This is a genomic window from Acinetobacter sp. Colony158, from assembly GCF_019264745.1.
Lineage (GTDB): Bacteria > Pseudomonadota > Gammaproteobacteria > Pseudomonadales > Moraxellaceae > Acinetobacter > Acinetobacter ursingii.
Genome location: NZ_CP078523.1, coordinates 854,839 through 872,198 on the forward strand (window position 1 = coordinate 854,839; position 17,360 = coordinate 872,198).

Here is a 17,360-nt window from a genome sequence, read left to right on the forward strand (position 1 = left end):
AAACCAATTCAGAACTGTATGAAAAAAGCTGGTACAACCAATGGACTATGGGTCGCATGATTCAATTGAATACGGCTTCCCCGTATCTCAATGCCAAAAACAGAGTCAGTAAATGGCTCAAAATTCAAAATTTTCAACCTAGGGTGTAATTCATAAGCATTAATGTGGTGCAATCCATTGATAAGATAATAATCCTAAAATGGTACAGATCAACGAACCTAGCAAATGAATACAAATCACAAAAATCGCGATGGAAAATTTTTGTTGCTGCAACAAACCCACGACTTCGGCCGAAAACGTCGAAAATGTGGTGAGTGCCCCACAAAACCCCGTGATGATAAATAATTTATAGTTTGGGCTGAGATTGGTATTGGCAAAAAATGCGATGGCAAAACCAATAATAAAACCACCAATTAAATTTGCCAGCAATGTTCCCAGTGGGACATTTTCAAAAGTTGCATTAAATTTTAAACCCAAAAACCAGCGTGACCACGCCCCTAATATAGAACCCAGCGCGATAGACAAAAGTGAGTAATACATAATAACCACATGCTCCAAAATCATGTTTATTCAACAGAGCACGTACACCTACGCTCCTCTGTCAAATGAAAGGATCGTAGGCATCATTAGCCAATCACTGGCGGTTTGTAGCAGGAGGAATGCCATCTCCTGTAGCTCTAGTCTAACCGAGTCAAATTCAAATGTGAAGTTGAACCCTCATGCAGGTTTTACTTAAGCTTGGTTATCTTTTCAACTTCTTTCAGGGTTTGCTTTAAAGGCTCATAATCCAGAAACCAAAACAAATTGACGTTATGCTGTCGCTTTTGCTGCGCCAAAAGCTCAATCACACTTTTTTCACCACGTCCCACCAGATGTTGTCGATAAAAATAATATAGTAGTAAGACAGTACACAATAGCATCACGCCAAGCATCATCCAAAAGCCCAATGGCGACTTTAAGCCCGGAATAAATTCAAAGTTCATGCCGTAAACCCCTGTTAATAAGGTTAACGGCGCAAATACAGCGGTAATAATCGCCAAAATACGCATATTTTCATTGGTTTGATTGGCAATCGCATTGAAGTGCAAGTCAATTGCAGACTGAATCGCCATACGCAAACGAGAGGTGTGTTTTTGAGTGCGTTCTAAATGACTAACCAAATCATTCATACGGACTAATAACAGATCAGGAGATTCGGTGGCATGTTCACCCATCAAATGGTGATAATTTTCCACAAGTTCATCACGTAGTTCCTGCAACGTTTCAATCTGTTCTTCACACAAGTTTTCAACTTGCTGAAATGCCATATTTTCCTGAAAAAGTTGTGGCCATTGATTAAAGCGCTTTCGCCCCTGTAACAACTCTCTTTGCCAGTGTTCAACACGACGGGTCAGCGGAGTTCGCAATGCCAGATAACCATCAATAATCGTATTAAGTAATCTCAAACTTAAATCAATCGGACTTTGAGGCAGTTTTCTGGGCTTATTTTGCTCCTGTATGCTGCGCTGTAAAATACTCTGAAAACGTTGCACATAATTATCTACAGCTTGATTACCCTGCTCTCTGACACTAACCAAAATATGCTGACTCACAATAAAGCTAATTGGTGTGGTCGCCAGTCCAAAGATACTTTCATGTTGCTCGCCTACACTATTATTGTTTTCGATATGATCTTCTGGCGTAATAATTTTTCTAAAGATCAGAACATCGTAATCTTCCATGGTGTCAAAATCACACGGATGATCAATATTTAAGATATCCCGAATATGAAATTCGTTAATGCTAAGATCTGTGATCGCTTTAATTTTTTTTTGCCATTCTTCTGCATGATTGACCACATCTTCACGTATGCAATCGACCCATTGAAAAATCAACGGATGATCGGTTTGATGTTCATGACTTAAAAACACATATTGTTCTGTAGTGTGCCGATAAAAATAATAAATCTGCATAACAGTATCTCTTAATTTCTACTGTTATTTTTAGCATAAATCTTTGAATAAAAACTTAAGTACCCAACAATTGAGGACAATATTCAATTTCAATGGATAGTTATCAAGATGGATCGAAGCGAGGATGCTCAAAAATTACAATGCAACACTGCAAATTGATCAAATTTTACACAAATAAAAAAATATTCACTCAATAAGACTGACATATTATAGCATAAAACCCTACTATTATTAAGGATTAAATCTGTATGGTTCGTCCATGCTTTTTACGATCATTTTTGGTGAGTTTCACGCATACTCAAATCAGAGAGATGAATTTAAACACAGTATCAAAGGTGAATTTATGTTCCCAGAATATCGCGCTCTTATCAGTCAACTCAAGCAAGATGATGCGCATTTTTCCAAAGTTTTTGAAGAACACAATGCGCTCGATCACGAAATCATTCGTCTAGAGCAAAACCCTGTAACCAGCGGTTTAGATGAAATTGAAAACTTAAAACGCCAGAAATTAAAACTCAAAGATGAACTCTATAAAATGCTGAAACAAGCAGAACAATAGTGGATTGATGAGCATTAAAAAATCCGCCGCGGCGGATTTTTTAATTAATTTTAAACAGCTTTATTTAAGCCTGTTCAATGTCTTTCATGGTCAGTTTAATACGACCACGGTTATCGACATCAGCCACCTGAACTTTGACTTCTTGACCTTCTTTCAATACATCAGTCACGTTGGCAACACGTTCATTTGAAATTTGAGAGATGTGAAGCAAACCATCCGTACCTGGCATAATGTTCACAAACGCACCAAATTCAACGATACGAATCACTTTACCATCATAGATTTTGCCTGGCTCAACTTCAGCGGTTAACGCTTGAATTTTAGCAATCGCAGCACGTGCAGCCGCTTTAGATTCACCAAATACACGTACCGTACCATTGTCTTCGATATCAATCGCTGCTTTGGTTTCTTCAGTAATTTGACGAATGGTCGCGCCACCTTTACCAATGACATCACGGATCTTGTCTGGATTAATCGTGATGACTTCAAAGGTTGGTGCAAACATTGAAATTTCTGGACGTGCACGAGAAATGACTTTATTCATTTCATTCAGGATGTGCATACGACCAGCATATGCCTGATTCAATGCAACTTCCATGATCTCTTCGGTAATCCCTTCGATCTTGATGTCCATTTGTAGCGCAGTAATACCGTTGGCAGAACCAGCCACTTTAAAGTCCATATCACCTAAATGATCTTCATCACCCAAGATGTCTGAAAGAACAGCGAAACGCTCGCCTTCTTTCACTAGACCCATCGCGATACCCGCAACTGGTGCTTTCAGTGGAACACCCGCATCCATCAATGATAATGAAGCACCACAAACAGAAGCCATTGAAGATGAACCATTTGATTCAGTAATGTCAGATACAATACGGATCACGTACGGGAAGCGGTCAGCAGCAGGAAGAACTGCTTGAACACCACGACGAGCCAAGCGACCATGACCAATTTCACGGCGTTTCGGACCAGATTCACGGCCCGTTTCACCCACAGAATATGCAGGGAAGTTATAGTGCAACATGAAGTTGTCAGTTTTAGTACCAGAAAGAGTGTCAACCATCAACGCATCACGGGTATTACCCAAAGTGGTGGTGACCAATGCCTGAGTTTCACCACGTGTAAACAATGCTGAACCATGAGCACGTTCTAGTACACCCACTTGTACATCGATTCCACGAACGGTTTTAGTATCACGACCATCGATACGCGGCTTACCTGACAAAATATTGTCACGTACAGTACGGTATTTCAGATCTTCAAATAGCTCGTTGACTTCGTCTGCAATGCCTGTTTCGTCATTTTCAGGAACAAATTGGGCAACTGCTTCTGCATATAATGCATCAAGCGCTGCATAACGATCTTGCTTCACCGCAATGGTATAAGCTTCAGAAATTTTGCTTTCAAACGCCGCTTTTAATTGTTCAAGTAACGTTTCATTTTTGCTCGGGGCAACCCAAGTTGACTCAACTGCACCCGCTGCCGCGGCAAACTCTTTAATCGCTTGAATCGCGATTTGCATTTCGTCATGACCAAACAGAACTGCACCCAGCATTTGATCTTCTGAAAGCTCTTTAGCTTCAGATTCAACCATGAGGACTGCTGATTCTGTACCCGCAACAACTAGGTCAAGATCAGACTGAGCCAATTGCTCAAAGTTTGGGTTTAAAACATATTCGCCATTGATCAGACCAACACGCGCGCCACCGATTGGACCACGGAACGGCGTACCCGCAATTGACAATGCAGCAGATGTACCCAACATGGCAGCAATATCTGCATCCATAGTTTTATCAGAAGAAACCACTGTTGCAGTGACTTGGATTTCGTTGAAATAACCTTCTGGGAACAACGGACGGATTGGACGGTCAATCAAACGTGAAATCAAAGTTTCAGCTTCAGACGCACGTCCTTCACGCTTGCCATAACCACCTGGAATACGACCAGCAGCATATTGTTTTTCTTGATAGTTTACAGTCAGTGGGAAAAAGTCTTGACCGGCTTTTGCTTTAGGTTGAGCAACTACAGCAACAAGTACCGTTACACCGCCCATGGTGATTAATACAGTATTTGCTTGACGTGCCACACGACCTGTTTCTAAAACAACTTGATGCTGACCGAATTGAAATTCTTTACGAACGATATTAAACATTGACATGTATTATATTTTCCTAGTTCTTTTTGAACAATTATTCTAGTGGAGACCCCTAAGGTTTGGCATTCAAACCATTGCGATCAGATGATTACACACAATGGTCAATGACAAAGCTTAGAAGCCGACCTCACTAGAGAATAAACACAAAGAAGGAGCGAACAATCGCCCCTTCTAAAGTCATTTAGTGACACACACCAAATGATACTTTCTTTTCAGCACTCTCTTTTTAACGCTTAAACACCACGTCATATAAATACCGAAAATCAAGCCTGAAATCGAATTAACGACGTAAACCTAGTTCGTTAATTAGACTTACATAACGACCGTGGTCTTTACCATTTAAGTAGTCAAGTAATTTACGACGTTGGTTAACCATACGGATCAAACCGCGACGGCTATGGTGGTCGTGTTTATGTTCTTTAAAGTGACCTTGCAAATCATTGATTTGAGCAGTCAATAAAGCAACTTGTACTTCTGGTGAACCAGTGTCGTTTTCAGCACGAGCAAATTTAGCGATGATTTCTGCGCGATCTGTGTTAGTTAAAGCCATTCGATTTCTCCGAGATGCTTAAATAAAATAAATTGATACTGATCAATCGATTCAAGGAGAACCTAAAACCAATTGACTGCCGTGCATCACTACAGCAGTGACGTATTTTAAAGGATTCAGGTTGAATTGACAATTCTTAAATCATACAGCTTATCCGCTTGGCAATATTTCATTGCACATTACGCATGCATGCTGGTCATTTTAGACACTGACATTTGTCTCATAACGCTGCACACTCATCTGATATAAAAAGAAAAGATATGGAATGACTGTGAAATTATTATCAACCAATACCTGTTTTGTACCCCGTGATCTTGCTGCTGTGATGAGACAAGAGGATGAAGTTCACCCAGAACAAGGGGCAATGACCGAGCAACAACGACAAAAAATATGGAAAAGTGTAGAAAGTGCTTATAAAACTGGAAATTATCCCTTCATCAGTTTTTGTTTACGCCGCAAAGGTCAGATTTTACTCAACCGTAGTCTAGGTTATGCCTCTGGCAATTCAACTCGGGGATTAAGTAACACGGCAAAAATCGGTTCAGCTGATACACCTGTCTGCCTGTTTTCTGCCTCAAAAATGGTTACAGCAATGTTGATCCACATGCTAGATGAACAAGGCGAAATTAATTTACTTGACCCGATTAGTTATTATATTCCTGAATATGCCGCACATGGTAAACGTCGCACCACGATATTTCATTTGCTGTCACACCGTGGCGGTATTCCCAAAATTGAAGGCGAGGTAACACCCGAATTACTGTTCGATAAGGATGAAATTTTAAAACGATTGTATGCTGCCAAGCCAGTATCTGTATCAGGTTCGCGGCTAGCGTATCATGCCGTCACTGCGGGCTATATTTTAGGTGAATTGATCGAGCGCGTAACTGGTCAGGATCTACGCCGTTTTCTACATGAAACTATCGAAAAGCCCATGAATATGCCATTTTTCAATTATGGTTTAGACGCTAAATACCGCGACCAAGTGGCATTGAATTATCCGACAGGTTTACATCCTCGTCTGGGAACGGATCATTATCTCAATCATGTGCTCGGTGGTGGTTTACAACTGGCAGTCGATGTGACCAATGACACGCGTTTTATGGACACGATTTGTCCCGCTGGCAATATCTATACCAGTGCTGAACAAGCAGGCCGCTTTTTTGAAATGTTGTTGAGTGGCGGTCAATATCAAGGTAAGCAAATCATGAGTCCCCGCACCGTATTTCGAGCGACCTTACCCACCTCAGTAACCAGTCTGGATCGCACTTTACTCGCCCCGATGCGTTATGCACTTGGCCCAATGCTCGGAAGTAATCCTGTCGGATTATTTGGCCCGCAAACAGCACAAGCCTTTGGGCATATCGGCTTTTCCAATATTTTGTGCTGGGCTGATCCTGAGCGCGATATTAGCGTGTCATTTTTGACCACAGGAAAGTCGGTGATTGGCACCCATTTACCTGCTTTAGCAAATGTACTTTACCAAATCTCGATGCAATGTCCACGAATTCCAAAGCAATCGCGTCGTTCGCTTTTTGGTTCAGGTCAAGCTGAACATGAGTGGCTACAAGCCATTTAGACAAAAAGAAGCCCAAGCATAACTTGGGCTCTTTTGCGCTGTATTTTTATTTTGAATCGTTGTTGTTTTATTTTATTGTTGTCTCAAGGTCTTACAACCTTTTACTCCATGATGTATATACGAGCTAGACATCATCAGTTCCTACACTTGTCATTCTGCCACAACTCATTATGTAGAAAAGTAGTATTTTACGTATCAATATGTAAGTGAAAACTTACGCAATATTTTATGTTTTTTAATCATCCATGATTTATCCTAACTATTTGTAATATTCTGTATTTTTTATTTAAATTTTGATCACTGTAAATGCTAATCTAAGAATCAGATAAAAGACAATAAAAAAGCCCTGTAGTCTCTCCCAAAACTACAAGGCTTAGCGGCTGTAAGTTTCCTCGCTTATCACTTACTTCACTGTAAGTTCGCTGTTTTTCAACTTTATGGTTATTGTTTTGCGATTTTCTCAGCATTCCTTGCTGAGCTTTTTGTGCAGAACTATGATCTCAAAAAAAAGGCAGCGGCTCTATCCGCAAATTTCTTGAAACCATGTAAGCATTTTCGTACAGATCTGTCTACCGCATAGACTAACTTAACAATGCTAAATTTTTATTAATTTTTCTAAGCAATCCACTTGTTCTGGTGGTTTTTACGGTTAAAGCTTTACTCCACGCAGTCCGATCCACCAGTAAGCTCACTACTTTTTTGGCGCGAGTAATCGCGGTATAAATCAGTTCTTGGCTGAGTAATTTTTCTGCGGAGTGATCAAATACCACCGCCGTATGGGCAAATTCTGAGCCTTGTGATTTATGGATGGTTAAAGCAAAAGCGGTCTGAATATTTTTTGGCAAACGATGTGCGGCAATCCAGAGATTCAAACTTGGAAAATACACTTCAAATTGTTCAGGATCGGTGCGGTGACGAAAACATAATCCAATATCGCCATTGGAAATACCCAGTTGATAATCGTTATAAGTCATCATTACAGGACGCCCAATATACCACCCACCGACAGCTAGAACAGATAAATGCTGAGTCAACCATTGTTCAGCATAAAGATTAATTTGTTCCAAACCGAAGTCACCAAAACGGATTGCCACCAAAATACGATATTGATCAAAGGCTTCGATTACAGAATCTATATTTTCCTGAGCATAGTCCGACTGTTGATAGGTTTTTAATTGTCGCAAAAACGGAATAAACCCTGCCATTAATTGTTCATAATAATGTATCAGATCGGTGATTTGATCAGGCAAATACTCAAGCTGAACCACATCATTCATCGCAGCATTGAGTTCAATGTTTTGTAAAGTGGCAGGAATGGCAATCTGCTGTTCAAATTGTTGAAGAAGCTGTTCGGCAGATTGATCTCGCTTGACGTTTTGAATAAAACCCGCCAATTGACCAATTTTAGCCTCCGCACTAAAACGGCGACTACTGATCAAATGAACCAGATGTTTCTGTAGTTCAGGCACTTGTTGTACATCTGCCAATACTGAGCCAACATCCACCGAAGCAAGCTGCTTGGCATCTCCCAATAAAATCAGACGACAATTCTGGGGAATCGCTTCGAGTAACAAGGTCGCGAGATTTAAATCCAGCATGGATGCTTCATCAATCACGATCACATCATAAGGTAGAGGTTGTTTGGCATGAAATCGTGGAATCTGCCGATGACCCAGACCAAGTAAACGATGCAGGGTTTGCGTGGTTTGCTGTTTTAGAGTGTCAGTGACCAGACCCGAGGCCAACAGTTTTTCATCATTAAATGAGGCTTGTAAGGCTTCTTGCATTCGCTGTGCCGCCTTACCTGTTGGAGCCGCCATCGCAATCCTGATATCTGGAATAGATTGGTTTAAAACTGCAATAATTCGCGCCAGCGTATAGGTTTTACCTGTTCCAGGCCCACCTGTAATGATATTTAGCGCTTGACTGGCGACCATGTGCAAAGCAGCACGTTGCTGTGAATCTGTTAATAAATCTAGATAAGCATCAATCGCTATCGGTTGAATCTGTTGCGTACTTAAACGGGCAATTTGGTGAGCAAGGCGTTGTTCCAATGACCAATAACGATATAAAGCCAATAATTCACTATCATAGATCATCGGGGCAACTTGAGTTCTCGCCTGCTGTTCATCAATGATAAAATCCTCAACTTCAGGAACATTTGACGAAGAAATCGCCAAACCGCTATCGCCCTGTAAACTTGCTTCAATTAACGCTTGCAACAGCTCGGCAATTTCGGCAGAATTGCGCTCCCTGAGATTGAATGGTGCCTGAGCCAAATACTCACTCCAATTTTTCAACCATCTCAATTCTGCATTTTCAGCGTCAGTTTGCTTTTCCACACAGTTATCCTCAAGCTTTTCCACAAGTTTATTAACACACTTATCCACAAAATAACAATTTGATTAATATAATTTTATATCAATTATCCGCATTTTAGACGGGATTTTATCCTCAAGCATTTACCCGAAGCCATCTCAATCAAAGTAGCCTAAAATTGCATCCAGACGCAAAATAAACTCGGTGTCAGGTCGCCAGTAATAATATCCCTGATCAGCTTGTCCATTCATGCCACGTAAATACAAATAGGTTGCGCCCCCCAAATGCTGCTCAATCTGATAATGTTGCAATTTCACTTTTAAATAACGATGCAACGCTACCAAATACAACGCAGCCTGTAACCAATAACTGGACTGGCGCATATTCTGCTGAATTGCATCCGCCCGATAATCGTTGAAGTCTTTGCCCAGATAATTACTCTTATAATCGGCAATATGAAACTGTGAACCATCAAAATACATCAAATCAATCGAACCATTTAAGTAACGCGCAGCGTGTGCCTCCAGAAAATCAGGCATTTCGATCTGATATTCCAAAAATAATTGCTGAATACGACGCATCGCCAGTACACGATCCGACAATGCCAAGTAAAAAGGACATTCAGATAAAAATTGACCTGCTTGCAGTTGATGTAACTGAAAACCTTGATGTAATGGCGTGGTTAATACTTGCTTTAACCAATCTGCTAACCATTGATAAAGCTGATTCTCATTCTGTTCGTTTTCAGGGAAATCCTGTTGATAGATGCTATAAAGCTGATCCCATAAACTACCATAATCGTTTTTAAAACGCCGACGAATTTCAGCAATCCATTCACTTTGATCCTGAAAATCGACATGTTCAAAAATCTCATGCAAAAAATTCCCTGCCAATGTGCCTTTAGGAAAATTGTGCTGAATCCAGTGAATGGGCTGTGTGAGCGTGGATCTTTCAACAATTAAATGATCTTGCTCATCTGCGGCTTGCTCCAGTTTTTGATCCTGTGCAGCCAACTGATCGCTGGCGATTTGATGCGGTTTTAAGTGTTGCGCCAGATAGCTAAAACTGGTTTTGCCACGTGCATAAAAACGCTGTGTTGGCAAAGGCTGTGCTTGTAAGTTGAGTTTTGGCTCGGTGATTTTCGCTTTAAACGGCGGTGGACATTCTGCCAACTCTTGTTCATCAAAACTAAATGGATGCTGAAAATTCCCGTGTTGATATTTCCAGAATGCCAATGCATCCAGTGATTTTTGCTGCTGATCCTGCATCATGGCATAGACGCGATGGCTGGCACGAGTCAGCGCCACATACCAGAGTCGGTTTTGTTCGGCACGACTGCGTTGTTCATTTTGCGCCAAGGCTTCAGAACTTAAGCGTTGTTTATCCTGAATGGCGATCACGCGCTGTGTGGTCACTTGTCCATTTTCAGGATGGGCAACATCTATAGTTGAAAAATTTAAAGCCGTATTTTGATCTTTAAAAGGTTTATCTGCCCCCAATAAAAATACGATCTTAAACTCCAGACCTTTGGACTGATGAATGGTCATCAGTTGAATGCCTGCATCACTGGAAAGTTTACGCTCCATTTCCCAATCACGCTGGCTTGGAGCTTGGAGCTGCTTTAAATACCAGTGATAGAGATTTTGCACACCCTGATAATGTTCACTGTGCTGACTTAAAATTTCACTCAAATGCCGTAAATTCACCACATCACGTTCATGGTCTTTACTGTGCTGCGCCACCAGATTTTGCCAGACGTTAAACTGGTTCATGCAGGCTTGCCATGCGCTTAGAAAGCCCTGTTGCAACCACAGCTCACGCAAATGATCAAAGGCCGCGATATAAGCACTCAAACCTTCTGTAGTCTGTTCCTGCTCAACCAGTTGCTTTAAATTCAGTCCAATGAGACGACTTAATAATGCACGTTTAATTTTGGCTTCATCGTAGGGATGCAAAACTGCGGTCAGTAAAGCAGCAACATCTTGTGCTATCGGATGATCAAATACGCTTTTTCGTGACGGTCGATGAACCCGAATGCCTAAATATTCCAAAGCAGACTGTACTGCATCGAGTCCAGCATGATTTCTAGACAGCACTGCAATATCATCTTCGATTAAGAGCTGTGCTTGCTCGGCTTGCAAATATAAATCACCCGTCTGTGACTGATTGAGCAGCGCACGGATTTTCCATGCCACCTGTTCAGCCTCTTTAGATTTATCACTCAGCATCAACCAACGTAAAGGTGTAACATTAGGCTGACCTTGATCGATCAAGGCTGGATGCGGACGCGAGCCTGCCTGAATCGGGTCATAAATAACTTGCTCGCCAAAATCAGGTTGCTGTTGAAAAAGATGATCAACAACTTCCACCAACTCCTTGACCGAACGGTGATTAAAACTGAGCTGATATTCTCGTCCTTGCTTGGCTTTAATATCTTGATGCGCCTTGAGAAAAGTCAGCATATCACCGCCGCGAAAGCCATAAATCGCCTGTTTACGGTCTCCCACCATAATCATGCAGCCTTTTTGATAACGCTGCGGATGTCGCCAAATGCTGGCCAACATATCATCTTGATCTTGATTGGTATCCTGAAACTCATCCACCAAAATCAAGGGATAACGAGCCTGCACAAAAATCGCAAAGCGTTGTCCCTGCTCGCCTTGTAATGCTTCCGCAAGGGTACGAATCTGCTGTGAAAAGGTGGTTTCGCCCTTTTGTTGAAGGAGTTGGGGTAAACGCTGTTTGACCTCCAGACACAGATAGGCTTTTAAATACTGTTGTAATTGTTCAAGCTGATCTTGAAGGATGCCTAAATGACGAATGATCTCCACCCACTGCTGAATTAGTGGATGATGATAGAATCCATCGCTCACCTCGGCAGGACATTTTTTAAATATTTTGCCCTGTTCAAATTTATCCAGAAATTTAAATGCAGCCTCACGCGCGCTGGCGAGTGGAGCATCAAAAATCTGTAATACATTTTCACCAGCCAAGACCTGAGCCAGCTGGGGTAAATGCACGGTAAATAAATCATGAAATGCGCCATTTCGAAATGAGGTGCCATTGATGCAGGTATAGTATTCGCCATCAAGCTCGTAATACGCATGTAGGTCACTCAAATCCGAATGCTGTATAAAAGATTGAAATTGAGTCAACACCTCCCAATTCAATACAGGCATTGGTGCCGACTGAAATTGTGCTGAAGTAAAGTTCAACGAATTTTCAACCACATCCACAAACGCATCGACACTTTTTAAAGCGCCAATATTATATAGACCATCGATCAATGCTTGCGGTTGTGCCTGAATCCATTCACGTAGCACATCATGAATGAGTTGGCGGGTATAACGTTTGGCATCATCCGTAATTTGCGCACGCTCGATTTTGCCGCTTTCAAATGCAAATTCGCGTAATAGTTTTTGACTAAAACTGTCCAGAGTCCCGACAAAGAGTTCATCCAGTTGATCCAGCACTAGTTTTAAACGCTCACAGGCATAGTCCATTCGTGTCGCAAAATGAGGCAATACATGCTTCATTAAAGGATCAGATTGCTTTGTGGCTTGCGCTAAAACCTCTTGTTCCGTCAAACCACGATAGGCTTGTAGATCACGATACATGTCTTGCAAACGCAGCCGTATTCGAGTTTTCAACTCTGCTGCTGCTGCACGGGTAAATGTAGTCGCGATGACCTGATTGGGTAAATATTTTTCCAAAAAAATACGTACCATCAAACTCGACAAAGTAAAGGTTTTTCCTGTGCCTGCGGAAGCCTCGATTAGATGTAAACCTGAGAATTCAATATCGGTAATCGGTTGATAAGACACGGCTGAGTGAGATGAGATCAAGGCTTACTCCGTGCGTACATATTGAAAAATCGGGGCATATAAAGCATAAGAAAATTGTATGAGTGCAACATTGAGTAAGGCCTGAGCATCTTGCTGCTGTAAAATAAACATCCAATCCTGATGCCACTTACTACTTTCATCCTGTGTCACATCTAATGCGCTAAACGCCCCTGTTTTATTCCATTCTTTTAAAATATTTTCACGATCTTTTTCAGCCAATACAAATCCTGTCTCAGTCTCTTCCCAATGATAGTGTTTAGCCTTTTCCAAAGGTTGCAATATTAGTGCCGCAGGCAACACCAACGGCTGCTGTCGCGCATAGTGCCATGCTGTCAACCATTCATCGAGGTATTGACGCGCCTGACCCGATGAAATCCCTTCACAAATCACGGTTTGATCACTAAACACCACGATACGGCGCTTGTCTTGTACATGCTCGCCCTGATTTAAAAAGCTCAGCCAAATCAAATATTCCAACCAAACTTTAGCGATCCGTTTCGCTCGCGCACTTGATGCCTGCACACTGACCCAATCCTGAACGTCATCTTCAGGAATTTGAATGTTCAGATGTAAGGGTGAGGATAAACGCCAAGTTCGATAGGTGATTGGGGTTTCCTGCATCGCATAACCGTGCAACCGCGATTGTAAACGCTGCTGGTCAAATAAACTTTGCTGCCATGCACTGTATTTAATTTTACTGACAGGGAGTTGATCTAATAACAAATCTGAAGCAGCATCGGCTTGATGCTGATGTAAAAAATCACGAATCGCATACTTAGCTAAACCATCCAAGAACAAAGGCTCATCCTGATCTAATAATGCCTGTTCATTCCAATTTTCAACCCCTAAAGTTTTTAAATACAACCGTGCAGGAAAAGTGATATCGGCTATCCACTGTTGACTATCAAGTAATAATAGATCTTGCGATGGTGGCTGATAATCGATATTCACCCACGGCAAACGTGTCTCTTGTGGCTGCTGAATATGCTTGGCCACTTGATACCAGTGGTCCTGATAGCGCTGTAAAGCGGGCTGCTGAGTAAAGCCGGTCACATCGAAAGGTTGTAAACTATGAATCCGATAAAGTGACGCCAGTTGTGGTGCTATGCCCAGTTGTTTAAATGGCAAAGCTAGTGCAATTGCACGTTCAGAGAGATCGGCACTAGGTTTAACAATCTTCGCCAAATGTGTGGTGAGTTCCTGCACAATACTGGAAGGCTCGCGGACTTCGCCATCATTCACATCAAAGCCATTATAAAATAACCAGAGATGATCTTTCGCCAACAACACCGCATCCAAAAATGCACCCTGATCATCTTCCAGACGTGAGCGATCACCGAGTTGCGGACGTAATACATCCATCAAATCAAACGGAGTGTGATTGTCACGATTTGGAAATTGCCCCTGATCCAGATTGAGTAACACCACCAAACGATAAGGCAATGGACGAATCTGACCAATTTGGCTCAAGGTAATCTGACCTGTGGGTTCTGCCTGTGCAGATTGATTTTCCAAAGTGTGCTGAATTTCTTCAAGTAGATAAGGCAATGGCAAGGCAATCTGACGCAAATGCTGTGTATCAGCTTCGCCATAAAAACTGGCCAGAGTCACCATACGTTCTTGTTTTTTAATTGCGTCACGTGCAGATTTTAAAGCCGTTACGCCTGCTTGTTCAAACTCAGTGACATCTGCCATTAACCGTTTTAACCAGATTTCAACAGCCAGTTGCTCACCTTGTTCGTGTGCTATTAACCAATCACGGCGCTCATCAAAATCCCGATAAATCTGAATCAATTTATCAATAATTTCAAAATCATCAGGTTGTACCTGCGCATAACTTAACGTACCTTGAAATAGCACATGATCGGGAATCGCAATCCCCAACGCCAATCGATCCAGTGCAAATTTAAAGCTATAGCGATAATCCTCATCCCCCTGAACAAGACTTTGCTGTAAATGAATTGCATCAAAGCCACGTTTAAAGCCTGCTGCGGCTAACAACGCCAATAAGCGTGAGACTTGGCTGTCATCGAGTCCATAACACAATTTCGTTGCACTCAGACTGAGCCAATCGGCGAACTCATCGTAATTAAAACGGCTGTGTAACAGTTGAATACGACCTAATACTGCATGCCATGCATTCAAGACATCAAGCTGCGCTACTCCTGCAATTTTTACAGGTAAGAACACGCCCTCAGCACTTGTTGTCGCTGGAAAAACACTGCGAATCTGGGGTTCTAATTCCTTAAGATTCGGCGTAAGCACCAGAATATCACTCGGACGACGTGGCTGTTCTGTTGTTCCTTGAGATAACCAGTAGATTAGTTGATCTCGCAATACTTCCAGTTGTCTTAAACCAGAATGACAGACATGAATCTGTATCGATTCATCGTTTAGATCAACGGCATAATCCGCGGCTTTGGGTTCAGCCAAATGCAAAATATCAGACTGCACATGTCCCAATAAGGTTTCTGGAAACTCATCGACAAAAGCATCGACCCAATGCCCTTCTTCTCCCGTCGATAAATTGGATAATAATGAAAAATGATCACGCGCTTGCTTGCCCAAACGGGTTAATAAAGGATGTCGTGATTCACGAGCTTCGGCATTAAAATGCAAGGTAAATTGCTGAAAAAATTCCGCAATTTCAATATCTGTTGCTTTAGGGTTCTTGGCAATAAAACGTTCTTTTACTCCGACATCATAACGCTGTTTCCAAAGTGGATCGACGCTATCGGCCCAGTATTCCTGTGACGGGTTATAATGAAAAATATAAATCTCAAGATATTGTCCTAAACGACGTAAAAACTGTAACTGACTAGGTGGCAGATCCAGCAAAGTAAATAACACCACTTGTTGCGGTAACTGTTTTAACGCTTGCGCACGTGTTTGTTCATTATCAAGCTGCTGCCAAAACAGCTCATCAATTTTCTCTATCTCTAAAAAATCCTGATGGAAATGTTCTTTCCATAACCAGCGTTGCCACGCTTCTAACTCTTGTGCTTGTTGTAGTTGAAACGCTGAAACACTTTGATCTTTATGGACGATCCATTTTTCAATTTCTAATGCCTGATCACGTCCCCATGCATCGAGCCAATTGCTGGCACATGTACATGGTCCGATACAATTTTTAGTGCAAGAGCCACGATACAACATGTAATTGCTAAATAATTGTGAGACTTGTTCTGCAATCCAGTACAACATACTTTGCTTTTTAAGCTGTTTTTCAATGCCTTGTGTCAGACGATCTGCACTGTCATAAATGCGGGCAATGATCGAATACAACGGATGTTCAACTGTAAGTTGCATCTGTTCAGACTGAATATACGAATAAAGTGCCTTATAAATTCGCCATTTTAAAATCAGACGCGGAATATTGGCTTTACGAACCTGATCCTTGTGCTCACTTAATACTTGTTGATAGGCATACCACTGAAAGCCACGAATACGTTGATGAAACTGGTAATTGGCATGAATCCCTTGCAGTTCAGACAGTTTTTCAGTCAGCCATTGCTGCACCGCAGCATTGGGAACTATAAAATGCTGGGTCGCCAACACCTGAAAAGGTTGTTCATGGCGAGATTGTGAAGTTCGCGCCAGTCCTTGCAATAACACATCGATACGTTGACTTTGAATGACATGTATGGCCATGTATTCCTTACCTTACTAAGCTATGCTTTTATGCACAAAATCATAAACATTCGTCACTATACATCTAAATCCAACTATGTCACGTTGATGGCATGAAATAAAAATGTGAACATCATTTAAAATACATGCTTGAATGATACAAAAGGAACCGACTTGAGTATAAGCCCAATGAAAATAGAAAATATTCCTGATTCAATTGATCCAAAACTTGACCTTGAACAAGTGCGCGAAGAATGTTTAGACATGGTCAAAAAACGCGCTTACTTTTCCGCAGGCGCCGCTGTGGTTCCAATTCCATTTTTTGATGTGGTCATCGATATTGGAATCTTGTCACAATTGATTCCAGATATTAGCGCCCGTTTTGGTTTATCGCCCGATCATATTAGTGTCTATGATCCAGAAACTAAAAAAATTCACTGGAATGAACTACGCAAACGTGGCTTTGAATTTTCAGGCTTGGTCGTGGCACGAACTGCGGTAAAAAAATCCTTAAATGGCATTGTGGGTAAAGTCATTACCAAACAAGTCACCAAATTTATCCCGCTAGGTGGGTCAATTGTCGCGGCCAGTTTGGGCTATATCGTGATGAAAAAAGTGGCTGAAGCGCATGTGCAAGATTGTTACCAACTGGCGAAACGCATTCAACAAAAGAATGTAAATGGAAGCATTGTCGCCTAAATTCAAGTAAATTCCTCTAAACTGATCCTGAGTAACATGGCTTGGGATCAACTCTCTTTTTTAGATTTTGTC

11 protein-coding genes and 1 riboswitch are annotated in these 17,360 nt (G+C 41.6%); of the genes, 4 read left to right on the top strand and 7 right to left on the bottom strand.

Annotated elements, in window-relative coordinates; translation table 11 throughout:
• Positions 1-149: ClbS/DfsB family four-helix bundle protein (locus JR005_RS15210; protein ID WP_218665788.1), on the top strand; the 149-nt coding region annotated here is incomplete at its 5' end.
• Between the two features lie 10 nt (positions 150-159).
• On the opposite strand, the gene crcB is transcribed toward JR005_RS15210, so the two are convergent.
• Complete coding sequence (gene crcB / locus JR005_RS03365) at positions 160-540, bottom strand: fluoride efflux transporter CrcB (RefSeq protein ID WP_151724100.1); 381 nt, start codon at positions 538-540, stop codon at positions 160-162.
• A 70-nt stretch (positions 541-610) separates the two neighbouring features.
• Positions 611-679: riboswitch (Fluoride riboswitch) on the bottom strand.
• Between the two features lie 49 nt (positions 680-728).
• Complete coding sequence (locus JR005_RS03370; RefSeq protein ID WP_004991577.1) at positions 729-1,952, bottom strand: magnesium transporter CorA family protein; 1,224 nt, start codon at positions 1,950-1,952, stop codon at positions 729-731.
• A gap of 343 nt (positions 1,953-2,295) precedes the next feature.
• Here JR005_RS03370 and JR005_RS03375 point away from each other — a divergent pair, with 343 nt between their 5' ends.
• Complete coding sequence (locus JR005_RS03375) at positions 2,296-2,511, top strand: YdcH family protein (RefSeq protein ID WP_004991581.1); 216 nt, start codon at positions 2,296-2,298, stop codon at positions 2,509-2,511.
• 64 nt (positions 2,512-2,575) lie between these two features.
• Here JR005_RS03375 and pnp read toward each other — a convergent pair whose 3' ends face one another.
• Positions 2,576-4,663, bottom strand: coding sequence for a polyribonucleotide nucleotidyltransferase (pnp, locus tag JR005_RS03380; protein WP_171063297.1), 2,088 nt, complete (start codon positions 4,661-4,663; stop codon positions 2,576-2,578).
• Positions 4,664-4,946: 283 nt separating this feature from the next.
• Positions 4,947-5,216: a 30S ribosomal protein S15 gene (rpsO, locus tag JR005_RS03385; RefSeq protein WP_004991585.1), complete on the bottom strand. Its 270-nt coding sequence runs from the start codon at positions 5,214-5,216 to the stop codon at positions 4,947-4,949.
• Between the two features lie 271 nt (positions 5,217-5,487).
• Between rpsO and JR005_RS03390 the strand changes: the two genes are divergently transcribed.
• Positions 5,488-6,795 carry an EstA family serine hydrolase gene (locus tag JR005_RS03390; RefSeq protein ID WP_034698234.1) on the top strand — a complete coding sequence of 436 codons (1,308 nt, stop codon included), beginning with the start codon at positions 5,488-5,490 and terminating at the stop codon, positions 6,793-6,795.
• A 581-nt stretch (positions 6,796-7,376) separates the two neighbouring features.
• On the opposite strand, the gene recD is transcribed toward JR005_RS03390, so the two are convergent.
• The 3 genes from recD to JR005_RS03405 all read right to left on the bottom strand — a co-directional run bounded on the left by recD (position 7,377) and on the right by JR005_RS03405 (position 16,610).
• The gene (recD, locus tag JR005_RS03395) at positions 7,377-9,137 is read right to left on the bottom strand and encodes an exodeoxyribonuclease V subunit alpha (RefSeq protein WP_004991595.1); all 1,761 of its coding nucleotides are present in this window, start codon (positions 9,135-9,137) and stop codon (positions 7,377-7,379) included.
• 135 nt (positions 9,138-9,272) lie between these two features.
• A complete protein-coding gene (locus JR005_RS03400) occupies positions 9,273-12,956 on the bottom strand; it encodes a UvrD-helicase domain-containing protein (RefSeq protein WP_218665789.1) in 3,684 nt (1,227 codons plus the stop codon).
• Positions 12,957-12,962: 6 nt separating this feature from the next.
• Positions 12,963-16,610, bottom strand: coding sequence for an exodeoxyribonuclease V subunit gamma (locus tag JR005_RS03405; RefSeq protein ID WP_218665558.1), 3,648 nt, complete (start codon positions 16,608-16,610; stop codon positions 12,963-12,965).
• A 168-nt stretch (positions 16,611-16,778) separates the two neighbouring features.
• Between JR005_RS03405 and JR005_RS03410 the strand changes: the two genes are divergently transcribed.
• The gene (locus JR005_RS03410) at positions 16,779-17,288 is read left to right on the top strand and encodes a hypothetical protein (protein ID WP_004991603.1); all 510 of its coding nucleotides are present in this window, start codon (positions 16,779-16,781) and stop codon (positions 17,286-17,288) included.
• The last annotated feature ends 72 nt before the right edge of the window (positions 17,289-17,360 follow it).

Bases quoted from the DNA above. Each gene is read 5' to 3' on its own strand.
- crcB (WP_151724100.1), bottom strand. From the start codon at position 540: ATGTATTACTCACTTTTGTCTATCGCGCTGGGTTCTATATTAGGGGCG.
- rpsO (WP_004991585.1), bottom strand. From the start codon at position 5,216: ATGGCTTTAACTAACACAGATCGCGCAGAAATCATCGCTAAATTTGCT.
- JR005_RS03405 (WP_218665558.1), bottom strand. From the start codon at position 16,610: ATGGCCATACATGTCATTCAAAGTCAACGTATCGATGTGTTATTGCAA.
- JR005_RS03410 (WP_004991603.1), top strand. From the start codon at position 16,779: ATGAAAATAGAAAATATTCCTGATTCAATTGATCCAAAACTTGACCTT.
- JR005_RS03375 (WP_004991581.1), top strand. From the start codon at position 2,296: ATGTTCCCAGAATATCGCGCTCTTATCAGTCAACTCAAGCAAGATGAT.
- pnp (WP_171063297.1), bottom strand. From the start codon at position 4,663: ATGTTTAATATCGTTCGTAAAGAATTTCAATTCGGTCAGCATCAAGTT.
- JR005_RS03370 (WP_004991577.1), bottom strand. From the start codon at position 1,952: ATGCAGATTTATTATTTTTATCGGCACACTACAGAACAATATGTGTTT.